Here is a 24,845-nt window from a genome sequence, read left to right on the forward strand (position 1 = left end):
GAAGCTGAATAACAATAATAGTGTTATCGACTGTATTAATATAAATCGTTAGTATCAGGTTCTGCCGGGGCATCATCTAATCCTTCAAATCCCTCCCTATCCAATTCGTCCAATTCAAAACTTTCGTCACCATAAAAAGTTTCCCCTATATCTAATGACACAGAGTCTGCTTTCATCACCTCGATATCTGCGATTTGCTTTGGAGCTTCACCCAATGAGAGTGTACAGACAGGGGATTTTAGATTTTTACCGGGAATGAGTTCCGACAGTTCAATAAACAATGCGCGCTCGTTAAAATAATCGAACACAAACATCAGCTTTTGTTTTTCATCTTCGAGATAATCACTCAAAATGCATTCTTCCATAATATAAGAGTCCTCATCGGAATAGGTATCCATCTCCACCAGAGTAATTTCCTGCTTCTTGCGCCATTTATTATCACAAAGGAAGAACGACGCCATCTCTTTATTACTGAATCCCGTACAATCTATAATTGCATTGTAAAAATCCAGGAACGTGGCATCCGCATCGATTTTAATTTCTCTTTTGAAGTTATCGACTTCATCAGACAGGATTAAAAATTTGAATATCATTGCGATTTCAGTTTTATGCATTGTTTACATTTCAAAGGTAATAAAAAGTTTTAATTTTTCACATTTAAGTAATTATTTTAATGTATCCAAATACACAACAACTGTATGGATGAACCGAATGGGGAAAGCAATTGTTTTATAGGTGTAACATAACTAAGGATATAGAATAAACAATAAAGCGAGCTATAAATCATTTTGAGGATATGAAACCGAAATATATGCCCGTCGATCCCGGCTATTTTGAACTTTTTGAGCGGGAGATGGAAAAAAATGATGCAAGAGTGATCTATTTTGCTTTTGCCAGTGAACCGGAACTGGAAGAGTCGCGTGGAAAGATCATCGAGGTAGATGATAAAGGCCAGGAGGGTCTTTTTCTTCTCTTTGAGAATGGCGATGAGGTACGCCTCGACAGGATTATCGTAATTAACGGAATACCGGGCCCCGCCTATGATGAATACGATTCATACGCCCTTGCCCCCCTCACTTGCCAGGCAGGTTATGACGATTGTTTTATGGAATAGAATTCATTATCTTTGCCTCCAACATTTAGACTATTTCAATTGCGTTTATGGCTCTGAAACAACAACAGGAACTAAAACAAACTCAACGCCTTTCGCCTCTGCAAATGCAGGTAATAAAACTGGTAGAACTCAACTCGGTAGAGGTGGAAGACCGTATCAAACAGGAGATAGAAGATAATCCCGCCCTGGAAGTCTCGGATTCCGGCCCTGCGGGCGAAGAAGAGGAGAACAACGATGTCCCGGAAGATATTCTCTCACAGGAAGAGATCATTCTTGGGGATTATGCTTCAGAAGATGATATACCGGACTATCGGCTGAATGGAAGCGACCGGAAGAATGAAACCAATATAGTCGAGATCAGTTATTACGACGACAAGTCATTGAGTGACTCATTGCAGGAACAGATCGGATTATTACAACTGGATGACCAAAGGCAATTGATCGCACAATATATTATTGGCAATCTCGATGAGAATGGTTATCTGCAACGCGACCTGCAATCGATCTCAGACGACCTGTTGTTTCAGCAACAGATAGAGGTATCTCCTCTGCAAATGGAAGATGTGCTGTATGAAATTCAGGATCTGGAACCGGCTGGTGTGGGAGCCCGGAATCTGCGGGAATGCCTTCTGCTTCAACTGGATCGGTATGAACCCACTCCGGCAGTAGAACATGCCAAAGAGATCCTCTCCAATTACTTCGAAGAGTTTTCCCGAAAGCATTACGATAAGATCATCCGACAGATGAATATCACCCAGGATGAACTGCGCGAAGCCATCCGTGAAATCACCTCTCTGAACCCTAAACCGGGCAACGCGCTGGGCGGTACAATGCAGACCGCAATGAATAATATCACTCCCGATTTTATCGTGGACTCTTACAATGGAGAGGTCTCTATCCAACTCAATAACAGTAATGTTCCCAGCCTACAGGTGAACCGATCTTTCTCGGAAATGCTCAAGGGATACAACGAAAACAAGGAGAGCATGTCGAACGACGACAAACAAGCTATCCTTTTTATGAAACAGAAAGTAGACTCAGCCAAATGGTTTATCGATGCGGTGAAACAGCGCCAGAACACCCTGCAGCGTACCATGGAGGCGATTGTGAACTTACAGTATGATTTTTTCCTGACAGAGGATGAGACCCAGCTCAAACCCATGATCCTGAAAGACGTGGCAGAAAGAACAGGATTCGATATCTCAACTGTTTCCAGGGTAAGTAATAGTAAGTATGTACAGACCAACACTGGTATTTACCCGCTCAAATTTTTCTTCTCGGAAGCTATGCAGACCAATACCGGAGAAGATATCTCTTCAAGGGAGGTCAAATTGATCCTCAAGGAAAGTATCGACAATGAAAATCCTGTCAAACCTCTTACTGACGACCAACTTACAAAGATTCTCAATGAAAAAGGATATGTGATTGCGCGCCGGACGGTGGCTAAATATCGCGAACAATTGAATATTCCTGTGGCTCGATTGAGAAAAAAAATATAACTTTGCGAATTCAAAACTGGTTACAGGATGAAGTCTATCGCACACCTAATCTCCACTATATTTCAACCCCTGCTGATGCCCATCTATGGAGTAATGCTCCTGTTTGTATACACCTACTTTGGAGTAACTTATCTTCAGCAGTTCTGGTTGATCATTACGCCGGTAATCCTATTTTCATTTGCGATTCCGGCTATTCTCATTTTCATGCTCTATAAGATAGGAGTTATTTCCGACTTGTCGCTGAAGGTACGTCGCGAACGTATCTACCCCTATATAATCACATTGCTTTCTTATTCTGTGATGATCTTTTTCTATTATAGAATGAACATGCCCCCATGGTTTTTGATGATCATGGTCTCCTCTGTCGCTATTATGCTTGTCGCTATCCTCATCACCCTGAAATGGAAAATCAGTGCACATATGTTCGGCATCGGCGGACTCATTGGGGGGGCTATGTCGGTAAGCTATTTCGTCGAACATTCCAACCCCTATTTTATGTTCATGGGATTGTTTATCATCGCAGGACTGGTTGGCACATCGAGGCTTATCCTCAAACGTCACACCCTTGCGCAGGTGATTGCTGGATTCTTATTGGGATTTTTGCTCTCCTTCATTTTTGTCTGGATAGGAGTGCAACCGTGAACAGAATCTTGTTTTTTGACATAAAAGAATTAAATAGTATATTTACCGCATAAATATTTTTTTAAATTATAATCATTATGAATTTTCCTGAAAATGTAAAGTACTCTTCCGATCATGAATGGGTAAGAGTGGAAGGCAACGAAGCATACGTTGGAATTACTGATTTTGCGCAAGGTGAATTGGGCGAAATTGTCTATGTCGATGTAACGACAGAGGGTGAAACCCTGGGTCAGGGAGAAGTTTTCGGAAGTATTGAAGCTGTGAAGACCGTATCCGACCTGATGATGCCTGTCGGAGGTGAAGTGCTGGAAGTGAATACCAAGCTGGAAGACGCTCCGGAGTTAGTGAACAGTGACCCGTTCGGTGAGGGATGGATCATCAAAATAGCAATCAATAGTGCCGGTGAACTGTCGAGTTTGATGTCAGCTGCCGAATACAAGGAATTTATCGGAAAGTAAAAATTGATGTGATAACTCGATGATTGAATGATGTACTGATTGATTTCTCACATTGCCACATCAACAAATCGTCATATCAACAAATCAACAAATCATTCTTTATGAATCCATTAGTAAGTATTATTATGGGCAGTACTTCCGATCTGCCTATAATGGAAAAAGCAGCCCAATTTCTCAATGAAATGGAAATCCCGTTCGAAATGAATGCCCTTTCCGCCCATCGGACTCCCGAAGAAGTGGAAAAATTCGCAAAACGAGCCAAAGACAAGGGGATCAAAGTGATTATTGCAGCGGCCGGTATGGCTGCACATCTCCCGGGAGTGATCGCCTCCATGACCACTCTTCCGGTAATTGGCGTACCCATCAATTCATCTCTGGACGGAATGGATGCACTGCTCGCCATCGTACAAATGCCTCCCGGTATCCCGGTAGCGACCGTAGGAATTAATGGTGCGTTGAATGCAGCTATTCTGGCATTACAGATGATCGCTACAGGCGATGAGTCGGTACAGAAGAAACTGGCGGACTACAAAATAAGTCTGAAAAATAAGATCACCAAGGCAAACCAGGAATTGGCATCCGTTTCTTACAAATTCAAAACCAACTAACAGTTGATAATTGACAGTTAATAATGGATAACAATTGGTATTTTGTAATTCATAATTCATAATTCATAATTAGTAATTCGTCTTGGTTCTTGACACTTGTATCTAATTTATAATCAATATGAAAAAAGTAATTCTTATGTTAACTGCCCTATCTCTGCTGGCAGCCTGTAACAACAGTAACCAGGCAGATAAGCAAGTACCGGTTGACGACGGTATCGACTACGCTACATTCGAATACAAGGTAGACCGGTTTGCAGATATCGAAATACTCCGCTATCCGGTCCCGGGCTTCAACAGCTTGTCGCTGCAACAAAAAGAGCTGATCTATTATTTATCGCAGGCTGCACTTGAAGGGCGTGATATCCTCTGGGATCAACACAACCGTTACAACCTGACTATCCGGCGGGTTTGCGAAGGAGTTTACGAGAACTATATGGGCGACAAATCGTCCGAAAACTGGAAACATTTCGAGACCTACCTGAAACGGATATGGATGGCTAACGGTATCCACCATCACTATTCTGAAGACAAGATCATACCGGAATTCCCGCAGGACTACTTCGTCTCTATCGTAAAAGGGGTGGATCCGGGGCGTATGCCTTTCCGTGACGGGATGGCTGCCGATGAGACTCTCAATGAGATCCTCCCGGTGATGTTCGATCCGAATGTCATGTCCAAACGGATGAACCAAACCCCGGGCGCCGATATCGTGGCAACCTCGGCAGTGAACTTCTATGAAGGGGTGACACAAAAAGAGGTAGAAGATTTTTACAATGCAATGAAGGATCCTAACGACAATACACCGGTGTCTTACGGTCTGAACAGTAAAGTAGTAAAAGAAGATGGCGTTGTCACCGAACAGGTATGGAAACTGGGTGGTATGTACGACAAAGCCATTGAACGCATTATCGGATGGCTGGAGAAAGCGGCTGCCGTCGCCGAGAACGATCAGCAGAAAGAGGTGATCAACACGCTGGTCTCCTATTACCAAACAGGGGATCTGAAAACGTTCGACGACTATTCGGTGAAATGGGTGACTGACACCGCTTCCCGTGTAGATTTTATCAACGGCTTTATCGAAACCTATACCGACCCGCTCGGTATGAAAGCGACCTGGGAGTCTATGGTGAACTTCAAGAGCGAAGAAGCATCCGAGCGTACCCGAATCATCAGCGAAAACGCCCAGTGGTTCGAAGATAATTCTCCTGTCGACGACCGTTTCAAGAAAGAAGAAGTGAAAGGGGTATCGGCCAAGGTGATTACAGCCGCCATGCTTGGTGGCGACTGCTATCCGGCTACACCAATCGGCATCAACCTGCCTAACTCTAACTGGATCCGACGCGACCATGGCTCCAAATCGGTGACTATTGATAATATCACCTTTGCCTATGACAAAGCGGCAGAAGGGAATGGCTTCAAAGAAGAGTTCATGTGGAGCGATACCGAACGGGAACGTGCCAAAAAATATGGCACCCTGACCGATAACCTGCATACCGACCTGCACGAATGCCTCGGACATGGATCGGGAAAATTACTTCCGGGTGTGGACGGTGACGCACTCAGAGCCTATGGTTCACCGCTGGAAGAAACAAGAGCCGACCTGTTTGCGCTTTATTATCTGGCTGATCCCAAATTAGTGGAACTGGGGCTTTTACCGGACAATGAGGCTTACAAAACAGAGTATTATGGCTACATCATGAATGGTGCCATGACTCAGCTCACCCGTATCCAACCGGGTAAAGATATTGAACAGGCACATATGCGCAACCGGGCATTGATCTCCAACTGGGTGATCGAAAACGGAAAAGCTGACAATGTAGTGGAATTACAGCAACGTGATGGCAAAACATACGTGGTGATCAACGATTACGACAAACTGCGCAGCCTCTTTGGAGAGTTACTGGCCGAAGTGCAGCGTATCAAGTCGGAAGGCGATTACGAAGCAGGCAAGAACTTAGTGGAAAAATATGGTGTGAAAGTAAATGCGAATCTGCACAAAGAGGTGCTGGCACGCTATGAAGCGCTGAATATCGCTCCATACAAGGGATTTGTGAATCCGGTTTATAAACTCGTAACCGATGACAAAGGTAAGGTAACGGATGTAACTGTTTCATATGATGAAAACTATGTGAACCAGCAGTTGCGTTATTCAAGACAATACTCAGTATTGCCGTTGAAGAATTAATCCTACAGGAAATATCAACAAAATGAGGGTGTATCACAATTTCGTGGTTTCACCCTCATTTCACTAATCACCTTCCCACTTTCCCGCCTTCTCACTTTTCCACATCCAACAATGACTTACGACGAAACAATTGATTATCTTTATCGCCAGATGCCCGAATATCAGCGGATCGGCGATAAGGCTTATAAACCCGGGCTTGACAACAGCCTTGCATTAGATGAGATATTCGATCATCCCCACCAACGTTATAAAACCATCCATGTGGGAGGTACCAACGGGAAAGGCTCCGTTTCACACCTGTTGGCTGCTATATTACAGGAGTCCGGCTACAAAGTCGGATTATACACTTCCCCCCATCTGATCGATTTCCGCGAAAGAATCCGTGTCAATGGAGAGATGATCAGTCGTGAATTCGTGACAGATTTAGTGGAACAGTATAAAGAGCAGTTTGAACCCATAATGCCCTCATTCTTCGAGTTGACCATGGAGATGGCTTTCCTCTATTTTGCCCGACAGGAGGTGGATGTAGCTGTGATCGAGGTCGGTCTGGGCGGACGGCTCGATAGCACCAATATCATCTCTCCCGATCTTAGCATTATCACTAACATCGGATTCGATCATATGAAACAGTTAGGCAATACATTGCCGAAGATCGCTGCCGAAAAAGCAGGAATCATAAAAGCATATACACCTGTAGTGATTGGGGAAGCGGGCAATACGGAAGTAACACAGGTTTTTATCGATAAGGCACAGTCGGCGAACGCTCCTATTGTCTTCGCGGAACTCTATATGAACAATTTTAAAGCAGAGAAATGTGAATCAGGATGGTTGCTGTTTCATGCAGACGGGTACCCTGATGTAAAGAGCGAATTAAGGGGGTTAGCACAAGACAAAAATGCACGAACGGTATTGACGGCGGTGGAAGTTCTCCTTGAAACAGGTTATGTGATTCCGAAAGTAGCTGTGTATAAAGGGTTCGCCAATGTGACCTCCATTACCGGATTAATGGGGCGATGGCAACAGTTGCAAACTTCACCGAAGATCATCTGCGATATCGCGCATAACGCGCATGGGATACGATATGTGGCGGAACAGTTACAATCAGAAAACTTCAATCGTCTCCATATGGTGTTCGGAATGGCAAACGATAAAGATATTGATCCCGTCCTTTCTCTCTTACCACGGGATGCTGTTTATTATTTTACAAAAGCATCGGTAGAACGTGCGTTGGATGAAAAAACGCTGGCACAACAGGCCGAAACATACGGATTGAAAGGAAACAATTTCGGCACTGTGACAAAAGCAATAGAGGCCGCAAAAGAAAACGCCGATAAAAACGATCTCATTTTCATCGGCGGTAGTTCCTTTATCGTAGCAGACGCGTTGCCGCTGTTCATATAATTACCAAACTAACACGATTCGGAAGTTGTATTCTTCTTCCAGATATTGTATATCATCCTCGCTTCCAAAAAGGTCTGAAGCCTGAATAAAAAAAGCGACAGTAGGCTTCTCTTCACCCTCAAATTTATATTGTACATCGAAACTGATAGTTTCGGTATATGTATCAACTATATTTCCCGTATCATCATAGATACCATATGTATGTACATAGGGAAGTGACTTCTGCACTTCATTCACATCCCGCGGGCCAATAAAAATAAATCCCAACACAGCACCATCTTCATAAATAGATTCATTCAGTTCGGGCAATTCATATACGGCTTCAAAACGTTTGAAATTTCCATCATCATTCCATGTCCAATCATCCTTCTCGACTGTAATATTCACAATCTCCCACCGCGTAAATTCAAGTTGTTCGTTATTTTCCCGCAACGCCTCTTCAATCATCCTCCGAATCTGAGCCTCTGTCAGATAATCATCAGGATAATCATCAGAACAGGAATACCCTCCAAGCAAAACTACCACAGAAAGCAATGATACAACAACTGTTTTAAATAAATTTTTTCCCATATAGATAGTTTTAATTGGTTTCCATTCGAGCGTAAAAATAATCATTTTTTATTAAAAAAGCATTTGATCTCACCAGATTAATACAAGTCTGAATTGATAGTATACTTTCGCTGCCGTATCCTGAATACCGTCAGACGGCTGAATATAAAATGTCACTCTGTTGGTCAGAGAACTATATTCATAGCCTACCGTTTCCGTAAATACACTGCCATCGTCCAAGAGAATACTTATTGTATAGGGAAGCTGAGTTTGTACCTCATCCTGGTTTTGTACGCCTAAAAAAACATAACCGATCACCGCTCCACTTTCATAGATAAACTCATCGATATATCTCATTTGTTTTACTACTTCCCATCTTCTATTGGCAGGATTCCAACTCCATTCCGAAGCTTTCACTTCATAATCCTGAATATCCCATGCAGTTTCAGTTATATCGTCACTACAGGATGAGACAAAAAAGCCAATACTTAGAAATAGAAGGCCCGCAAACAGGGTGGGAAAAAATTTTCTTTTCATAATTCGTGGTTTTTGAAGTCTGTAATGCTTGTTCATAGGCTATGACTTGAAAAAAGTTCTTACGTTTAATTTAAAACAGTAAAAGAGGGAAAAAAGTTTAAACCATTCTCCCTCTATATTAATACTTGCCTGAAGATCAGAACAAATTATTTAATTCAAGAAGACAAAAAGTATCATTTTATACTTCTTAAATATTTACACTACCATCCTGGGATCAAAATGACCTTCCTCCCAAAAATCCGCCTAGAATATCGTTCAGGGGATTACCGTCGCCATCCTTGTCGAGTGCACTACCCAACATATCCATGATGCCTCCACCGGATTTACCTTGCTGTGAATTACCCAGCAGGCCTCCCAGGAGATCGCCCAAACCACCGGCACCGGTATTGGCCTGACGCTTCTCTTTTCCAAGGTATGCCATTACAATAGGGGCTAACATCGCCAACAAAGGAGCTATCTTATTCATACTGACTCCGGTTTTCTGAGATATGCCCTGCTCTACAGCCGGAAGTTTATTCCCAAATATATGACCCAGAATTCCATTGCCATCCTGCTGCAATTCTTCTGTATGTCCCTGTAACATTCCGGAAAGGTTATTCAGAAGCGAACCATCATGTTTCGACTCCAGCGCTTTATTCAGGCTCTCCGCCCCATCGCGGGATTGTGCATTCCTGGTCATTCCGGCTAATATTGCCGGCACGGCCATATTGACTACGCCCGACGCCTCTCCTTCATTCATGCCGAGTTGACCGGCTACACTTTTCACAATTGATTGCCCCACCGGGCTGTTTAATAATTCTGATAAATCCATTCGTGTGAGTAATTATAAAATAATAGAGCCCAAATATATATTTATTAAACAATCCGTTCCTTTATTAAGTTCTTAGAATTGGCGTAATGAGGAATAAAACCACACAATAGGATTACCGCAATTTACAATTACTTTTTCAACAACTTTTTCAACAATGGATTGCCAGCTGTGAAAAAAACATTATTTTTGTCTATCCACATTATTATGGATGATAAATTTTCAATATAAGAAGAACAACGGACAAAGTCGTATGAGAAGCGTAATCAAAATGTCTTGCGTTTTGAATCCTGATTCTTTGTTCTTTATTCTTTACTCTAAAATATGAAACAATATCTTGATTTATTGCAGCGGGTGCTCGATGAAGGCGTTAAAAAAGAAGATCGTACAGGAACCGGAACCATCAGTATCTTCGGACATCAGAGCAGGTACAGGATGAGCGACGGATTTCCGGTACTTACCACTAAAAAATTACATCTGAAATCGATCATCCACGAACTACTCTGGTTCCTCAATGGGGATACCAATGTGAAATATCTGAACGATAATGGCGTGCGTATCTGGAATGAGTGGGCTGATGAAAATGGCGACCTGGGGCATATCTACGGGTATCAATGGCGTTCATGGCCCGATTATAACGGCGGACATATCGACCAGATATCAGAGGTAGTGAGTACCATCAAAAATAATCCCGATTCCCGACGTATTATTGTCAGTTCATGGAATGTGGCTGATATTCCCAATATGAACCTTCCACCTTGCCACGCCTTTTTCCAGTTCTATGTAGCCGATGGCAAACTGAGCCTTCAACTCTATCAACGTAGTGCGGACATTTTTCTGGGAGTGCCGTTCAATATCGCTTCCTATGCGTTACTGCTGAAAATGATGGCCCAAGTGACCGGGTTGGAGGAGGGTGATTTCATCCACACTTTCGGGGATGCCCATATCTACCTGAACCATCTTGAACAGGTGAATCTTCAACTGTCGCGTGAACCGCGTCCATTACCAAATATGAAGGTCAACCCTGACGTAAAGGACATATTCGGCTTCCGTTTCGAGGATTTCGAACTGGTAGACTACGATCCACACCCACACATTAAAGGTATTGTCAGCATATGATGAATCAGAAGAAACCACATATCGCCATTATTGTCGCACTCGATGAACAGAACGGTATCGGGCGAAGAGGCGAACTGCTTTGCCATCTTCCCGGCGACCTGAAGCATTTTAAGGAGCTCACCACAGGACACACCATCATTATGGGAAGAAAGACTTATCAATCGCTTCCTAAAGGCGCACTGCCCAACCGAACCAATATAGTAATTACTTCTGATAAGGAAGACAATTACCCTGGCTGCGTCGTGGTGCGTTCTGTCGATGAAGCGCTGGCCCGTTGCAAAAATGAGGACACGGTTTTTATTATCGGTGGAGGACAACTTTACCGTTCATCATTACATCTGGCCGATAAACTTTATCTTACCCGTATCCATCATACGTTCGACGATGCCGACACCTTTTTTCCGGAAATCGACCCGGATGAATGGGAATTAATTCACACCGAAAAATATAAAACAGACGAAAAGCATAAGTATAATTATTCGTTTCTGACCTATATAAAAAGGAAACAGTAAAAATGGGTGCGGACAGCTGGCAAGAATTTTTGCAAGGTGACGAAAACGCTTTTTCGATACTCTATTGCTTCTATTTTAATGAACTCTTAGCATACGGCCTCAAAATCGGGTTCGACAAGGAGGTATGCAAAGATGCCATACAGGATGTCTTTTATAAGATATACATCTCCCGTACTCAATTGTCCCATATCAGAAATATAGAATCATATCTGCTACACTGCCTGAAAAACCGGCTATTCGATCTTCATAATGTAGAAACTAAAATTAACCATATAAATTATAATGAGATTATAGTTGAAAGAGAGAACAGTGTGGTCGAAAGCATCATTGAAAAAGAAACCGAATTACAATTGGAAGGAAAGATCAAACAATCGCTAAAAACATTACCTCCTAAACAAAGAAAGATAATCTATTACCATTATAAACTCAACCTCTCTTTCGATGAGATAGCATTATTGCTCAATATGAAACCTGAAGCCGTGAAAAAATCAACATACAGGGCAATACAAAAAATGAGAGAAAGTCAACAACTAAAGAATCCTATATTCACTTTTCTACTCCCTCTTCTTTAGATATACTTAGTTAATCTTTATTAATATTACCTATGTTTTAGTCTTTTTTCGATATTTTTGAAATGGAAAAGCCATATATATATTCTAAATGACTTTTTTGTGTAACGACCTTTAATTCAAATTTAAATACTTATGCCTATGGGAAAGGTAGAATTACAAAAAAAGTCGAATATTGCGGTGAAATTATTCGACCAGAGTGAATTTTGCAGTTACGAAGTGATTCGCAACTTATTGGAAACAAATTAAAAATAAAAGTATGCAAACAAACTATCCATCCAGGTTATTTCTCTCGAAAAAGAATAACGAGTTTTTAAAAATTATGAAAATCTTTTTTTTAATCACTTTCCTTTCCATTTTTTCTGTTAATGCAGAAAACAGCTATGCCGGATCTAAAACGGAGAGTGGTGAATTGAAAGAGGGAACGTCGAATGTCAACATCAACGCTCCTGAGCAAACCGGAAAAACAATTACCGGAACAGTAACGGATGCACAAGGACACCCTATTATAGGTGCCAACATCATTGAAGAAGGTACTTTATCCAATGGAACTGTCACAGACATTGATGGAAAATTCACCCTACAGGTAGCCAACAATGCCAGCGTCCACATTTCTTACATAGGATATCTATCTCAAACCCTGAATACTACAGGAAGGACAAACTTCGAAATTACGTTAATCGAAGATTCCCGGGCTTTGGAAGAGGTAGTTGTAACCGCTATGGGTATCAAAAGGGAAAGAAAAGCATTGGGTTACGCCGTTTCCGATCTCAACGCTGAAGAGTTGATGAAAAATAAAAATACCAATGTTGTCAATTCTTTAGCAGGTAAAATTCCCGGGGTAAACATCACGCAAAGTAGTGGAGCTGCAGGTGCCGGAGCAAATATCATTATCAGAGGAGGAAACTCAACATCCGAGGGACGTGAAAATCAACCATTATTCGTCGTTGACGGTATTATTTATGATAATTCCACGACAGTTGTCGGAAATAGTGCTACCGATGGTATGACACGTAGCAATACCACATTTTCCAACCGTGTCATGGACATCAATCCCGAAGATATAGAAACGATGTCGGTGTTAAAAGGAGCTGCGGCAGCGGCACTTTATGGTTCACGCGCTGCCGACGGTGTAATTATTATCACGACAAAGAAAGGTACCGAAGGGACTGTCAAAATTGATGTTTCCAGCAAATTAAGTTCTTCCTGGGCCACCAAATTACCGGAAGCACAAACTGAGTTTGGAAGGGGATATTATGAAAATAACGGAGTATTCAATGATCTCACCTATCAATCATGGGGTGAGAAAATTGCCGGCGGCACCACTCTGTATGATAATATTGGCAGTTTCTTCCGGAATGCAACTGTTTATGATAACAATATAAGTATTTCCAGCGGCAACAGTAACGGCTCTTTCTATTTATCAGCTTCAAACTATGACCAAAAAGGGATTGTACCCGAAACGGGATATAATAAAAGTACTTTCCGTTTTAATGGTGAGCAGAAATATGGCCGTTTAACGGTGAATGCCAATGTTGCTTATTCAATTGCCAATACGAATAAGACTTTAACTTCTGCCGGATTATATGATGGTGGAGGTAACGGTACTATGACCGCCCTGTATAGTTGGCCGTTGACCGAAGATATGTCTAAATACCTAAACGAGAACGGTACCAAATACCGATTATTTGAAGGTCGCTGGGATTTGGCCGATGACAAGGAGAATCCCTACTGGATTATCAACAAGCATAAGATGACAGATAAAACCGATCGTTTTACCGGATCTTTAGGCGGATTATTCGAGATTACAGACTGGTGGAATGTAACAGCCCGTGTTGGATATGACCAATATACAACAAATGCATATACTTATATCGCACCGGGGTCTGTGGTGAGGGAGATATATCAAAATGGCCGTTTGAGCAAAAGTGATTATGATTATACATATATCACGACCAATATCATGACTAATTTCCATAGGACTTTTAACGATTTCGACTTCAATCTCTTATTGGGGACTACTACTGAAAGTACGGAACGATTGAATCAAACACACTGGGGATATAATTTTATCACTGCCGGTACTGTCAGCTTCTCCAATATTTCCAAGGAGAATCAATTCTTTACAGATGCTACAATCAAAAAACGTTTGGTAGGTGCCTACGGAGAACTACGCGCATCATACAAGAATATGGCTTTCGTAACGGTAACGGGGCGTAATGACTGGTCATCAACACTTCCGATCAATAATCGTTCTTATTTTTATCCCTCTGTCAGCGGATCATTTGTATTTACAGAATTAATGCCCAGGAATAATATTCTTTCGTTCGGAAAAATCCGGGCCAGTTGGGCCCAAGTGGGTAAGGACGCCAATCCTTATGCGACTCTTACCTATCTCGCCAATCCCATCACTTTCGGCTCCTATATAGGTGTAGGTAATAATTATGTCAGTGGAAATGCTTACTTGAAACCGGAAATCCAGACCGCCTGGGAAGTGGGAGGAGAGTTCAGGTTCTTAAACGGACGAGTTGGACTGGATTACACCTACTACCATAGCCAGACTACCAACCAGATAGCCTCTCCACGCCTATCAAATGCCAACGGCTATATCATGTCGTCGATCAATTCCGGTTCAGTAATCAACGAGGGTATGGAAATTGCTATTACCGGTAAACCGGTGTCAACACCAGATTTTGAATGGGATATCACTTTAAATACTTCCTATAACCGTGGAAAATTAGGTGAATTCCTGGATGGTGTGGATATCTTCTACCCGACCGATGCACAATTCGGAACCGTCAAAGCAGCTTCTATCCCTAACGGGGGACACTTCCTCGGACTGATAGGAACCCGCTTTGCATACGAAGAGAGAGGAACAGGAGATAATAAAGAGGAAATTATTGGCGGTCGTTACCAGGTAGATCCAACGACAGGGCTCTATAAAGTGTCTACTCTTTCAAGTGAAGTAGTAGGGAACCGGGAGCCCAAATTTATTGGAGGATTAAACAATTCTTTCAGGTATAAAGACCTGACATTTTCGTTCCTGCTCGATCTCCGCGTCGGAGGTGACGTATACAATGGGACCGAATATTATATGATGCAGAACGGCCTATCTAAAAAAACAATAGAAAACGGGCGTGAATTTGTATCTGTAACGGGAGTAAACAGCGAAACCGGAGAGGATTTCAGTCAGACCTACTATGCCGACCAGAATTATACCATCAGTGGAACGACCTATTCGGGAAAAGCCATGATACAGAAATATTGGGATAATTACCGTTCTCACTCATACCACTTTATCACATCTGTGAACTGGTTAAAGTTACGTTCAATGGCGGTGAGCTATGATTTCACCAAGATGATCAAAAATCAGAATGTCATCAAAAGACTTGCCGTAACTGTAACGGGGACGAACTTGCTCACATTTACAAATTATAAAGGTATGGATCCTGAGGTAAGTACGGCAGGAGGAACAGGTGGATCCGGAGCAACCGGGATAGATTATTGCAGTGTTCCGTCTACTTCAAGTCTCACATTTGGTGTAAATCTCACATTTTAATAATCAAAAAACAGAAAATTATGAAAAATATAAAATATTACATTACACTGTTGTGTGTAGTATTATACACGACTTCTTGCAAAGATTGGCTGGATGTGAATATTGACCCCGACGCGCCTAACAATAAGAGCGCATTGGTTGCAAATAGATTGCCATGGATTCAGAAGTTTTATATGTATTCTGCCGGAGTAACCAATATGCGTACTGCGTGCCAGGCCGGCGTTTATTATAGTAATAATGCGAATAATAACCACTTGGGTGTCACCTGGGCTTGTCAGGCGGGGTCAACCACAACCCCATATCAAACATGGTTTGTTTCAGCTGCTGCTAACCTGAACGATCTCTATAATACTGCTCAGGAAGAAGGGGCTTACCATTATATGGCTGCAGCAAATGTAATGCATACATTGGGTTTTATGCAAATGTTGGATCTCTACGGTGAAATGCCCTACACAGAAGCACTGGGAGCTTCCCCTAGCCCGGCATATGATAATGGAAAAACAATTTTCAACGGTTGTATTGCAAAACTGGACGAAGCGATTGAATTATTTAATCGGACCCAGGAGATAACCGCTGCCAATCTTTCATCAGGAGATATATGGAATGGAGGCGATGTAAATAAATGGTTGAAACTCTGCTATGGGTTAAAAGCCCGTTATTTGCTGAAACTCTCTAAGAAAAATGACTTGTATAACCCCGATGCTATTCTGGACTGTCTGACCAAAGCTCCCCTATCAAACAATGACAACACTTTGGCTCATTGTTACAATAGCTCTTCAGATGTAACTGATTATCTGTATGGCGATCCTATTATGACAAATGGCAACTGGGATTATGCCGCTTACGGTAGCAACCAACGTATCTCCAAATATTATTATGATTTGCTTACAAATATGCGGGGTTCAGAAGTGGAAGATCCACGTATGACCAAGATTGTACCGGCATCCATGAGTAATATCAGGTTAGATGCCGGCAATAAGGTCAGAGAGTTTGAGTGGCTTCGCTCAGAAGGAGTTGATATATATGGTGACGCCACGCGTCTTGTTGCCGGAGGAGCCACATCCATTCAACTTCCGAACTATGCGGATGTTAACAAAGAGATCAAATATACTATTGATGACGACACCGACCGCGCAGCATTTATCGCGTCATTAGTATCGGCGGGAAAACCCCATACAGTTTCCGGAAATGATGTAACAGTTACTTATAAAGCCGGATCACTATACATTAACAGCACAAGTTACAAATATGCCGGTGATACGGTGTATATTAATCTACGCAATAACTCGGTGATGACCGGCAACGCTGATTTGGGTGAAATGGATATGAACTGGTACTTTACAACCGAATCCAAGGCCCAAGGAGCTGTTGGATCCACCGGTTCTTTCCAGGTTCGACCGAATTCAGATCAGGAAATCCTCACATATCACGAGATGTGCTTTATCAAGTCTGAGGTTTATATGCGAAAAGGGGATAAGGACAACGCCCATAAAGCGTATATAGATGGTATCAAGGCGCATATCGATATGATGCAGGCGAAATTGACCGAATGGAAGTCTGCCGGTTATTCAAATCCGGATATGTGGCCTATGGATGAGAGCGCTATAACAGCATATCTCGCCAGTGATGCTGTTTGCCAGGATGCCGGCAATTTAACCATGAGTGATATCATGTTACAAAAATACCTCGCTATGGGTTGTAGTGTCGAAAACTGGAACGACATGCGCCGTTTCAATTATAGCACCGGTAATATCGATGATTTTGGCATTGTTTATCCGGGTTATGACCGGAGTCCTTTATTTGCAGGACAAGCCCAGATTATCGGTTCATCAAAAACCGACCCTACCTATTGGATGCGTCGATGGAGGTTGCCCGACAGGCTTGAACTCCAGTATAACTCCACAAATGCAAAACTGGCCAATGCAAATGCATTAGAATCATATATCTGGAGTTGTCCTGTCTGGTGGGATTGTGCTACAGACGACGAATATTTTTCTTATATTCAGTCGACACTCAAATAGCATATATCGAAAATAGACTAATTTCCAAGTGTTTAACAGGACAATTTTAAAAAATTGTCCTGTTATTTTTCTTTAACCATCCTAAATATGCATCCACCAAGCTTGCGGATGAAAGAGACAGTTTATTACTATCCTTTAACCATACAAGGTTAATATTAGTTAAAAATGTCCTTGTTTTACTTTTTATTCAGTCTTTATAATATAATAAAAAGCCTAGATATGGATTATAAGGATTTTTTGTGTGACGACCTTTTTGTATACTGGAGAATTCATCCCACAAGGGAACTGAATACCTTTTGGGATAGTTTTATCAGGGAAAACGAAGAGTATAAGGAAGCGTTCAATAAAGCTATTGAAACTTTCGACGCGATACGTAACGAACAAGATTCATTTCAAATGGATGATACTTCAGTTCTGCTGAAATTAAAAAACAGGATTAAAAAAGAAAAGAAACGGAAATTCAATATTATCCTCACTTCTTCTGCCGCTGCGGTATTACTCCTTATGATAATATCTACTCTTTTTATATTCCACGAAAAAACCGAAGAGATGGATCTCCGGGTGTCTTCCATTGGAGAAGTGATGAGTAACAACAATATTCAACTTTTTACCGGCAACGAAGTGTTGGAAATAGATAACAATTCCACGCTGAACCTATCTGAAAAGAAACACAGTGCAGTGATCCGGAATCCCCTTACAAAGAAAGAAATTAATTTAAACGATAGCAGGACAAACACGCTTCTGGTTCCCTATGGAAAGAGATCAACCATGATATTGGCAGACGGCTCGAAAGTACATTTGAATTCCGGTACGAAAATGGAATTTCCCACCACATTTTCCGGAAAAAGAAGAGAAATCAATGTGGAAGGAGAAATTTTCATTGAAGTGGCAAAACAAAACAATGCTCCCTTTGTGATCTACACTCCACATTCTCAAATCACCGTCTATGGCACCTCCTTTAATGTATCTTCCTATTCCGAAGATATAAGGGAATCCGTTGTTTTGGTCAATGGTTCAGTGGAGGTGAAAAGTGAAAAAAGCACCATATTATTAAACCCGAATGAAATGGCAGAGATCGAAAACGGACAAATCATGCGAAAAGAGGTGGATGTCTCGGATTATATAGGTTGGACAAGCGGCTATATGCAATTTAATAAGTCGCCCCTCAACGAGGTATTGAAAAAAATAGGAAGATACTACAATATAGAGTTTCAATATGCTTCAGATTTGAATATGCATAACCAGACTTGTTCGGGAAAACTATTCCTTTCGGAGAACTTGAACGATGTGCTTGAAGCTTTTTCAAAAATGACTTATTATCAATATGACAAACAGAATGATAAAGCAATTTTCATCCGTAAATAACCAAAGAATCAATATTTTCATTAAGCTGAATAAGTAGAGGCAAAACAAGTTTTGCCTCTACCACAGCAAGGAAATATTTAACTTTTATGAATATTATTATTAACTCAAAATTATTTATGCCTATGAGAGATAAAAAATGAAAAAAAGTCGAATAATGCGGCAACATTATTCGACCCGAGTGTAAATTTTGCGGTTAAGCAAAAGCAGAGACCAAACCTGTTTGGGTTATGCTAAGCAATAGCAAAATCTACGAAGTGAATCTAATTTATTGGTAACAAATTATAATTCAAAACAAAGGTATGCAAGAAAAGTATAAATGTAAACTATTTGCCACGAAAAAAAATGATAAGTTATTAAAAATCATGAAAATCTATTTTTTAATCACTTTCTTTTGCATCTTTTCAGTTACGGCTGAAAATATTTACTCACAGTCTAAAACAGTTAGTGCCGAATTGAAAAATGTGACGCTGAAAGAAGCATTTCGTGAATTAGAAAAAAACAGTGATTACCTCTTTCTCTTTATGGATAATACAGAGAACGGCCTGTCGAAAAATGTAAACGCTTCCCTTAGCAACAAATCTATGGAGGAAATTCTGGATATGTTGCTAAGCAATACAGACCTTACCTACTCCATTGTCAACCGACAGATAACCATTTCAAGAAAACCCGGTAGTGTGGAAAAGGAAAACAGGGTGAAAGAAAAGGTCACTGTCAAAGAGATACAACAAACCGGTAAAACGATTACCGGAACGGTGACGGATGTGAATGGTGAATCTATTATTGGCGCCAATATTATTGAAGAAGGCACCTCTAATGGTACCATTACAGACATTGACGGAAAATTTAGCCTGCGGGTAGCCGACAATGCCTCCATCCGTATCACTTATATCGGCTTTCTGTCCCAAACCCTCAATACAACAGGAAAGACAAGTTTCAAAATCGTACTGCAGGAAGATACCCAGGCATTGGATGAGGTGGTGGTAGTCGGATATGGAATACAAAAGAAAGTAAATCTCACCGGAGCCGTATCCACAGTCAATGTTGAAGAGGCAATGGGCAGCCGCCCTATTCCCGATCTGGGACGCGGATTACAAGGTACAGTTCCGGGGCTTTCCATCCTTGTGCCCAGTGGTGAAGTGGGTTCCGACCCGGTCATGAAAATTCGTGGTCAGGTAGCCTCCATTGCCGGGTCAAGCGATCCTCTTATATTGGTAGATAATGTTGAAATCCCAAGTATTCAATATATCAATCCCAATGATATCGAAACCATTACGGTATTAAAAGATGCGGCAGCCAGCTCTATATACGGAGCCAAAGCGGCATTTGGCGTAATCCTCATCACAACGAAAAAAGGGGTTCAAACGGAGACCACCAATATCACTTATACCTCCAATTTATCTTGGCAACAACCTTTTAAGGAAATAGAACTGGCAGGAGTAGAAGGATTGGAATATACGTTGGATGCACACCGCAACATGAAAACCAGTGGACCGGCCGGAGGTTTTTGGCGTGTAAATGAAGAAAGCCTTGAAAAAATCAGGGAATGGCAAAGACTGTATGGCTCAACTGTCAAGAATTCCGATCCTGTATTATACGGTCGGGATTGGTTTTATGACGGTACTGATAAGTTCGGCTACAGAATCTACGATCCGGTAGAAGCGATGGTCAAAAATTCCGCATTTTCACAGAATCATAATCTATCACTCAACGGGAGACGGGGCGATACAAGTTATAATCTAAGTATCGGTTATCTCGGACAAGAGGGAATGATGAAACCCGCCAATCATGATGATTACAAAAGACTTACCGGAAATATGAACATTTCTACAAAAGTAACAGATTTCCTCACAATAAGGGGAGGTGCCCGCTATTCGGATGCAACCAAACGGTATCCCAACTCACCGAGCGCATGGGCATTTGCAGCCGACCCATGGCTTTATCTGTACAGGTGGAGTCGACTTTTCCCTATTGCCACTACCGAACACGGACAAGAAATTCATGACCCCTATTGGGACACAAAGAATACCAACGATGTGATCAAAAGGGACAGGTATATAAACCTGAACGTGGGAACCACTATCGACATAACAAGCAACTGGAACGTGGAGGCGGATTATGCCTACACTTCCGAAATGAAACCCCTTACCATGTCACTGCCGGTATCCACTGCCCTTGAGCACTGGTATGCACCTGTTGCATGGGTAGATGATAACGGAGACCGGGTATATGTCGACGATACCGGACAAATTACAAACGATGGCGGTATACCTGCCTATCGGTTCTACACATCGAACTATATAACCGAAAACCAAAGTTATTTCTATCAAAACTCTTATCTTTCCGATAAAAGCACCTTTAATGCCTATTCCACCTACAATTTAAATTTGCAGGATACCCACAAATTCAAATTCATGGTAGGTTCCAACGTTGTGGCTTATAAGTGGAATAATCATTGGTCAAACAGGACAGACCTGTTAGACAGCAATAATCCTCAATTCGCTTTCACGGTGGGTGAAGAAACAGTAGGCGGAGGAGCAAACTGGGATTCACAAGTGGGCTTCTTCGGACGTATCAACTACTCATTGATGGATAAATACCTGTTGGAGGCGAACCTGCGCTACGACGCCACATCCAAATTCCCCGCGCATATCCGCTGGAAATGGTATCCCTCATTCTCGGGGGGATGGATCCTCTCAAACGAACAATTTATGAACCCTTTGCAACCGGTATTGAGCTTTGCCAAGCTCCGCGCTTCATGGGGATCTATCGGTGACCAGTCTGTCTCAAACAGTCTCTACCAGCCCACTATGAGTTTAGGTAAAAACAGTTGGTTGTCCAGTGATGGAAAGCAATTCTTCCAATTGGGAACACCTGTCCCTATTTCGGATGGAATTACCTGGCAGGATATCGAATCGCTGAACTTAGGACTTGATCTACGCTTTTTCAAAGACAAATTGGGACTTGTCTTTGAATGGTTCCAACGCGACACAAAGAATATGATTATCCCGGGTGAAGCGTTGCCTGCTACCTATGGAGCAACTGCTCCTCAGGGCAATTATGGCAATCTGCGTACCAAAGGATGGGAGATTGCAGCCGATTTCCAACACCGGTTCAGTAATGGTATCAATATCCGGGTAAATGCCAATATCTCCGATGCTATTACTGATATTACCAAAGGAGCCGATTGGAACACCCCCTGGGAAAACAGGAATATTCAAAACACTTACACAACCGGTAAACGGTATGGCGACATATATGGATTTGTGACCGACAGGCTTTATCAAAAAGATGATTTTCTGTATGATGAGAATGGCAATATCCAACAAACTGTGATCATCTGGGAAGGAACGGCCAAACGTACCAATCAGTTAGCGGGGAACAATCCTGTTTACCAAACCTTCTTCGAGGATGGGAACCAGGTACTGTTGGTCAGCCCCGGTGATGTTAAGTTTGTGGATGTGAATGGTGACGGATATATCACCGCAGGAAAAAATACCTTTGGCGATCCCGGAGACCAAGTGGTTATCGGCAACTTCACGCCCCGCTATGAGTATGGGTTGAGGCTGGGGATCGATTATAAGGATTTCGATGCTTCCATCTTCTTTCAAGGTGTAGGAAAAAGAAAAATATGGGGATCAGGACAATTGGCTATCCCCGGATATTTCTCGAAAGAGGGAGCCATGCCCAAAGCCATCGCCGAAAACTACTGGAGGGAAGACCGTACCGATGCTTTCTATCCACGGGCATGGAACTTGAATGGTGCTGATGAGGGATTTGTCATGAGGAAGCAGACCCGTTATTTGCTGAACATGGCCTATCTGAAGATTAAAAATATCACCTTCGGCTATAGCTTGCCAAAAAATATTACGCAAAACATCCATCTGTCGAACGCGCGCGTATATGTTTCAATGGAGAACTTCTTCACCTTCGACAAACTGCGTGGACTTCCCATTGATCCCGAAACCATTTCCGGACACTCCATGCTTCGTGATAGCGGTTACAACAACAACCGTACCGGAACCGGTAACCCCACCTTTAAATCGGCCTCGATAGGTGTACAAATTGGTCTATAAATTGAAAAAATTTAATCGTATGAAGAATATAAGCATAATTATCGTTTTATCTGTGATCATGCTGATGATTACCGGATGTGAAGATTTTCTCAACCGTCCGCAATTGACCCAGGATACCGATGAAACCGCATGGACTTCCGAACAAAAAGTAAGACTCTATGCCAATAAATTCTATCCCACCTTTTTTGTCGGATACAGTAATGATGTGTCTTTATTTACCGATGATGTAGTGCAACGAGGGAATCAGGGAAATTTCACCCGTGCTGTCCCCAACAGCGCTATTTGGAGTATGACATCATTGCGATCCATCAATATCATGATCGACAGGGTTGGAAACCGGATGGAGGGTGTCCTCTCGGAAGAGGCATATAACCACTGGATGGGAGTCGGCCGGTTTTTCAGGGGATTAAGGTATTCCGAACTGGTTTTTGCCTACGGTGACGTACCCTATTACGATCATGTGGTGAGTGATATAGACAAGGATGACCTCTATAAACCCCGTACTCCACGAAATGAGGTGATGGATGCCGTTTACGATGACCTGAAGTTTGCTTTTGCTAATGTGCGCCTCAACGATGGCGACCAATCCCTGAACCGATACATTGTCGCAGGATTTATTTCCCGTATCGCCCTGTACGAAGGGACCTGGCAAAAATACTATTATAAAAATAACGCGCGGGCAGAAAAATTCCTTGCCTTCGCTATGGAAACAGCGGAATTTCTGATGAACAGCGGAAGATATGCAATCGATACCGACTTCCGAAGCCTGTTCACATCAAACGATCTGAAAAATAACAGGGAATGTATCCTTTACCGGAAATATGACAATGCCGTTAGCGTTACGCACAGTGTGGCACATTATAATAATCCTCTTAACTCCATCAATTACGGAGGAACTACTGCCTTGCTCAAATCCTTTATTTGTGTCGATGGAAAGGTATGGCAAAACTCCGATATTGAGGGAGCTAATGACTTCAGGATTGCAAGCCTGGTAAAGACAAGAGACTCCCGCTTTGAAGGGACATTTTACGACAAACCCAATATCAACGCAAAAGGATCCTTCCTGTTCCCCATCAAATTCTACCCCAGGTATGGAGTAAAAAAGGCGGAAGAGGAAGGAACTACTCCTGATGAATTAAAAGGTAGTAAAAATATCACCGACGCACCCGTCCTTCGCTACGCGGAGATTCTACTTAACTGGATCGAAGCCAAGGCCGAATTGGCATCCATAGGCGGTGATGCTGTCACGCAAGCCGACCTGGACAGGACTATCAACCTGATACGTAACAGGCCGTTAGCACCCGAAGCTATTGAGAAAGGCGTACAAAAAACAGCTCCCCTGATGCTCGATGCGCTCCCCGACGATCCCGGCAAAGATCCCAACGTTTCGCCCCTGTTATGGGAAATCAGACGTGAGCGCCGCATGGAATTTATATTTGAAGATGGAAGGCTTATCGATTTGAAGCGATGGTACAAACTCGAATATATGGATACCGACAGTGATCCGGAATTACTGACAGGCGCCTGGGTGAACTTCCCGGCAGAGGCAAACGATTACCTTGCCAGTGCAAAACCCGAAGCTTTCTCGGTAACAAAAGCCGATGGATCAGTAATCGTCTATAATGGAACGAATGGTGCCCAAATGGTGGGTTTCTATAAAGACATCGTGACTAACGGGCGACAACCGTTCCTGAACCAGGTGAACGTAAATCCTTACCTCTCTCCTGTCGGAAAAACGCAAATAGATGATTATGCCAGTAGAGGATATGTTTTGCAACAAACCGAAGGATGGCCACAGAATTAATCACATTAAAAAAATGATCCTA

At 42.3% G+C, this 24,845-nt stretch carries 19 protein-coding genes; 15 read left to right on the forward strand and 4 right to left on the reverse strand.

All coding sequences use genetic code 11. From position 1 onward, the window contains the following. Nucleotides 1–35: 35 nt before the first annotated feature. Nucleotides 36–593 carry an IS1096 element passenger TnpR family protein gene (locus U2P89_RS10620; RefSeq protein WP_076932173.1) on the reverse strand — a complete coding sequence of 186 codons (558 nt, stop codon included), beginning with the start codon at nucleotides 591–593 and terminating at the stop codon, nucleotides 36–38. Nucleotides 594–796: 203 nt separating this feature from the next. Here U2P89_RS10620 and U2P89_RS10625 point away from each other — a divergent pair, with 203 nt between their 5' ends. From U2P89_RS10625 to U2P89_RS10655, 7 genes are all read left to right on the forward strand, one after another. Further along, nucleotides 797–1,114 carry a hypothetical protein gene (locus tag U2P89_RS10625; RefSeq protein ID WP_322191381.1) on the forward strand — a complete coding sequence of 106 codons (318 nt, stop codon included), beginning with the start codon at nucleotides 797–799 and terminating at the stop codon, nucleotides 1,112–1,114. Nucleotides 1,115–1,161: 47 nt separating this feature from the next. After that, nucleotides 1,162–2,613: an RNA polymerase factor sigma-54 gene (rpoN, locus tag U2P89_RS10630; RefSeq protein ID WP_322191382.1), complete on the forward strand. Its 1,452-nt coding sequence runs from the start codon at nucleotides 1,162–1,164 to the stop codon at nucleotides 2,611–2,613. A gap of 27 nt (nucleotides 2,614–2,640) precedes the next feature. Beyond that, nucleotides 2,641–3,255: a hypothetical protein gene (locus tag U2P89_RS10635; RefSeq protein WP_076930749.1), complete on the forward strand. Its 615-nt coding sequence runs from the start codon at nucleotides 2,641–2,643 to the stop codon at nucleotides 3,253–3,255. A 77-nt stretch (nucleotides 3,256–3,332) separates the two neighbouring features. Then, on the forward strand, nucleotides 3,333–3,713 hold the full coding sequence (gene gcvH, locus U2P89_RS10640; RefSeq protein ID WP_322191383.1) for a glycine cleavage system protein GcvH: 381 nt from the start codon (nucleotides 3,333–3,335) through the stop codon (nucleotides 3,711–3,713). A 101-nt stretch (nucleotides 3,714–3,814) separates the two neighbouring features. After that, entirely contained in the window at nucleotides 3,815–4,321 is a 507-nt protein-coding gene (gene purE, locus U2P89_RS10645; protein ID WP_322191384.1) for a 5-(carboxyamino)imidazole ribonucleotide mutase, read from the forward strand. Between the two features lie 118 nt (nucleotides 4,322–4,439). Continuing rightward, on the forward strand, nucleotides 4,440–6,506 hold the full coding sequence (locus tag U2P89_RS10650) for a dipeptidyl-peptidase 3 family protein (protein WP_091907306.1): 2,067 nt from the start codon (nucleotides 4,440–4,442) through the stop codon (nucleotides 6,504–6,506). Between the two features lie 111 nt (nucleotides 6,507–6,617). Beyond that, nucleotides 6,618–7,907, forward strand: coding sequence for a folylpolyglutamate synthase/dihydrofolate synthase family protein (locus U2P89_RS10655; RefSeq protein ID WP_322191385.1), 1,290 nt, complete (start codon nucleotides 6,618–6,620; stop codon nucleotides 7,905–7,907). Here U2P89_RS10655 and U2P89_RS10660 read toward each other — a convergent pair whose 3' ends face one another. The 3 genes from U2P89_RS10660 to U2P89_RS10670 all read right to left on the reverse strand — a co-directional run bounded on the left by U2P89_RS10660 (nucleotide 7,908) and on the right by U2P89_RS10670 (nucleotide 9,804). Beyond that, the gene (locus U2P89_RS10660) at nucleotides 7,908–8,477 is read right to left on the reverse strand and encodes a hypothetical protein (RefSeq protein WP_322191386.1); all 570 of its coding nucleotides are present in this window, start codon (nucleotides 8,475–8,477) and stop codon (nucleotides 7,908–7,910) included. Nucleotides 8,478–8,546: 69 nt separating this feature from the next. Then, nucleotides 8,547–8,993 carry a hypothetical protein gene (locus tag U2P89_RS10665; protein ID WP_322191387.1) on the reverse strand — a complete coding sequence of 149 codons (447 nt, stop codon included), beginning with the start codon at nucleotides 8,991–8,993 and terminating at the stop codon, nucleotides 8,547–8,549. 214 nt (nucleotides 8,994–9,207) lie between these two features. Continuing rightward, entirely contained in the window at nucleotides 9,208–9,804 is a 597-nt protein-coding gene (locus U2P89_RS10670) for a DUF937 domain-containing protein (RefSeq protein ID WP_322191388.1), read from the reverse strand. Nucleotides 9,805–10,125: 321 nt separating this feature from the next. Between U2P89_RS10670 and U2P89_RS10675 the strand changes: the two genes are divergently transcribed. From U2P89_RS10675 to U2P89_RS10710, 8 genes are all read left to right on the forward strand, one after another. Then, nucleotides 10,126–10,920 (forward strand): thymidylate synthase, encoded by a 795-nt coding sequence (locus tag U2P89_RS10675; RefSeq protein WP_091907299.1) that lies wholly within the window; start codon nucleotides 10,126–10,128, stop codon nucleotides 10,918–10,920. Beyond that, nucleotides 10,917–11,432: a dihydrofolate reductase gene (locus U2P89_RS10680; RefSeq protein WP_322191389.1), complete on the forward strand. Its 516-nt coding sequence runs from the start codon at nucleotides 10,917–10,919 to the stop codon at nucleotides 11,430–11,432. The genes U2P89_RS10675 and U2P89_RS10680 overlap by 4 nt, the downstream gene beginning before the upstream one ends. 2 nt (nucleotides 11,433–11,434) lie before the next feature. Further along, nucleotides 11,435–12,004, forward strand: coding sequence for an RNA polymerase sigma factor (locus tag U2P89_RS10685; protein ID WP_322191390.1), 570 nt, complete (start codon nucleotides 11,435–11,437; stop codon nucleotides 12,002–12,004). Nucleotides 12,005–12,323: 319 nt separating this feature from the next. Then, nucleotides 12,324–15,560 (forward strand): SusC/RagA family TonB-linked outer membrane protein, encoded by a 3,237-nt coding sequence (locus U2P89_RS10690; protein ID WP_322191391.1) that lies wholly within the window; start codon nucleotides 12,324–12,326, stop codon nucleotides 15,558–15,560. Nucleotides 15,561–15,580: 20 nt separating this feature from the next. Next, nucleotides 15,581–17,581, forward strand: a complete 2,001-nt coding sequence (locus U2P89_RS10695) for a SusD/RagB family nutrient-binding outer membrane lipoprotein (RefSeq protein WP_322191392.1) — start codon at nucleotides 15,581–15,583, stop codon at nucleotides 17,579–17,581. A gap of 219 nt (nucleotides 17,582–17,800) precedes the next feature. After that, nucleotides 17,801–18,946, forward strand: coding sequence for a FecR family protein (locus U2P89_RS10700; RefSeq protein ID WP_322191393.1), 1,146 nt, complete (start codon nucleotides 17,801–17,803; stop codon nucleotides 18,944–18,946). Nucleotides 18,947–19,308: 362 nt separating this feature from the next. Then, complete coding sequence (locus U2P89_RS10705) at nucleotides 19,309–23,019, forward strand: TonB-dependent receptor (RefSeq protein ID WP_322191394.1); 3,711 nt, start codon at nucleotides 19,309–19,311, stop codon at nucleotides 23,017–23,019. Nucleotides 23,020–23,038: 19 nt separating this feature from the next. After that, complete coding sequence (locus tag U2P89_RS10710; RefSeq protein WP_322191395.1) at nucleotides 23,039–24,823, forward strand: RagB/SusD family nutrient uptake outer membrane protein; 1,785 nt, start codon at nucleotides 23,039–23,041, stop codon at nucleotides 24,821–24,823. Nucleotides 24,824–24,845 lie beyond the last annotated feature (22 nt).

The organism is Proteiniphilum sp. (genome assembly GCF_034331125.1).
Taxonomy (GTDB): domain Bacteria; phylum Bacteroidota; class Bacteroidia; order Bacteroidales; family Dysgonomonadaceae; genus Proteiniphilum; species Proteiniphilum saccharofermentans.

Excerpts from the sequence above, each read along its gene's own strand:
- U2P89_RS10625 (WP_322191381.1), top strand. The coding sequence starts at position 797 with ATGAAACCGAAATATATGCCCGTCGATCCCGGCTATTTTGAACTTTTT.
- U2P89_RS10685 (WP_322191390.1), top strand. The coding sequence starts at position 11,435 with ATGGGTGCGGACAGCTGGCAAGAATTTTTGCAAGGTGACGAAAACGCT.
- U2P89_RS10710 (WP_322191395.1), top strand. The coding sequence starts at position 23,039 with ATGAAGAATATAAGCATAATTATCGTTTTATCTGTGATCATGCTGATG.
- gcvH (WP_322191383.1), top strand. The coding sequence starts at position 3,333 with ATGAATTTTCCTGAAAATGTAAAGTACTCTTCCGATCATGAATGGGTA.
- U2P89_RS10670 (WP_322191388.1), bottom strand. The coding sequence starts at position 9,804 with ATGGATTTATCAGAATTATTAAACAGCCCGGTGGGGCAATCAATTGTG.
- U2P89_RS10655 (WP_322191385.1), top strand. The coding sequence starts at position 6,618 with ATGACTTACGACGAAACAATTGATTATCTTTATCGCCAGATGCCCGAA.
- U2P89_RS10650 (WP_091907306.1), top strand. The coding sequence starts at position 4,440 with ATGAAAAAAGTAATTCTTATGTTAACTGCCCTATCTCTGCTGGCAGCC.
- U2P89_RS10675 (WP_091907299.1), top strand. The coding sequence starts at position 10,126 with ATGAAACAATATCTTGATTTATTGCAGCGGGTGCTCGATGAAGGCGTT.
- U2P89_RS10680 (WP_322191389.1), top strand. The coding sequence starts at position 10,917 with ATGATGAATCAGAAGAAACCACATATCGCCATTATTGTCGCACTCGAT.
- U2P89_RS10690 (WP_322191391.1), top strand. The coding sequence starts at position 12,324 with ATGAAAATCTTTTTTTTAATCACTTTCCTTTCCATTTTTTCTGTTAAT.
- U2P89_RS10695 (WP_322191392.1), top strand. The coding sequence starts at position 15,581 with ATGAAAAATATAAAATATTACATTACACTGTTGTGTGTAGTATTATAC.
- U2P89_RS10620 (WP_076932173.1), bottom strand. The coding sequence starts at position 593 with ATGATATTCAAATTTTTAATCCTGTCTGATGAAGTCGATAACTTCAAA.
- U2P89_RS10660 (WP_322191386.1), bottom strand. The coding sequence starts at position 8,477 with ATGGGAAAAAATTTATTTAAAACAGTTGTTGTATCATTGCTTTCTGTG.
- U2P89_RS10665 (WP_322191387.1), bottom strand. The coding sequence starts at position 8,993 with ATGAAAAGAAAATTTTTTCCCACCCTGTTTGCGGGCCTTCTATTTCTA.
- U2P89_RS10635 (WP_076930749.1), top strand. The coding sequence starts at position 2,641 with ATGAAGTCTATCGCACACCTAATCTCCACTATATTTCAACCCCTGCTG.
- U2P89_RS10700 (WP_322191393.1), top strand. The coding sequence starts at position 17,801 with ATGGATTATAAGGATTTTTTGTGTGACGACCTTTTTGTATACTGGAGA.
- purE (WP_322191384.1), top strand. The coding sequence starts at position 3,815 with ATGAATCCATTAGTAAGTATTATTATGGGCAGTACTTCCGATCTGCCT.
- rpoN (WP_322191382.1), top strand. The coding sequence starts at position 1,162 with ATGGCTCTGAAACAACAACAGGAACTAAAACAAACTCAACGCCTTTCG.
- U2P89_RS10705 (WP_322191394.1), top strand. The coding sequence starts at position 19,309 with ATGAAAATCTATTTTTTAATCACTTTCTTTTGCATCTTTTCAGTTACG.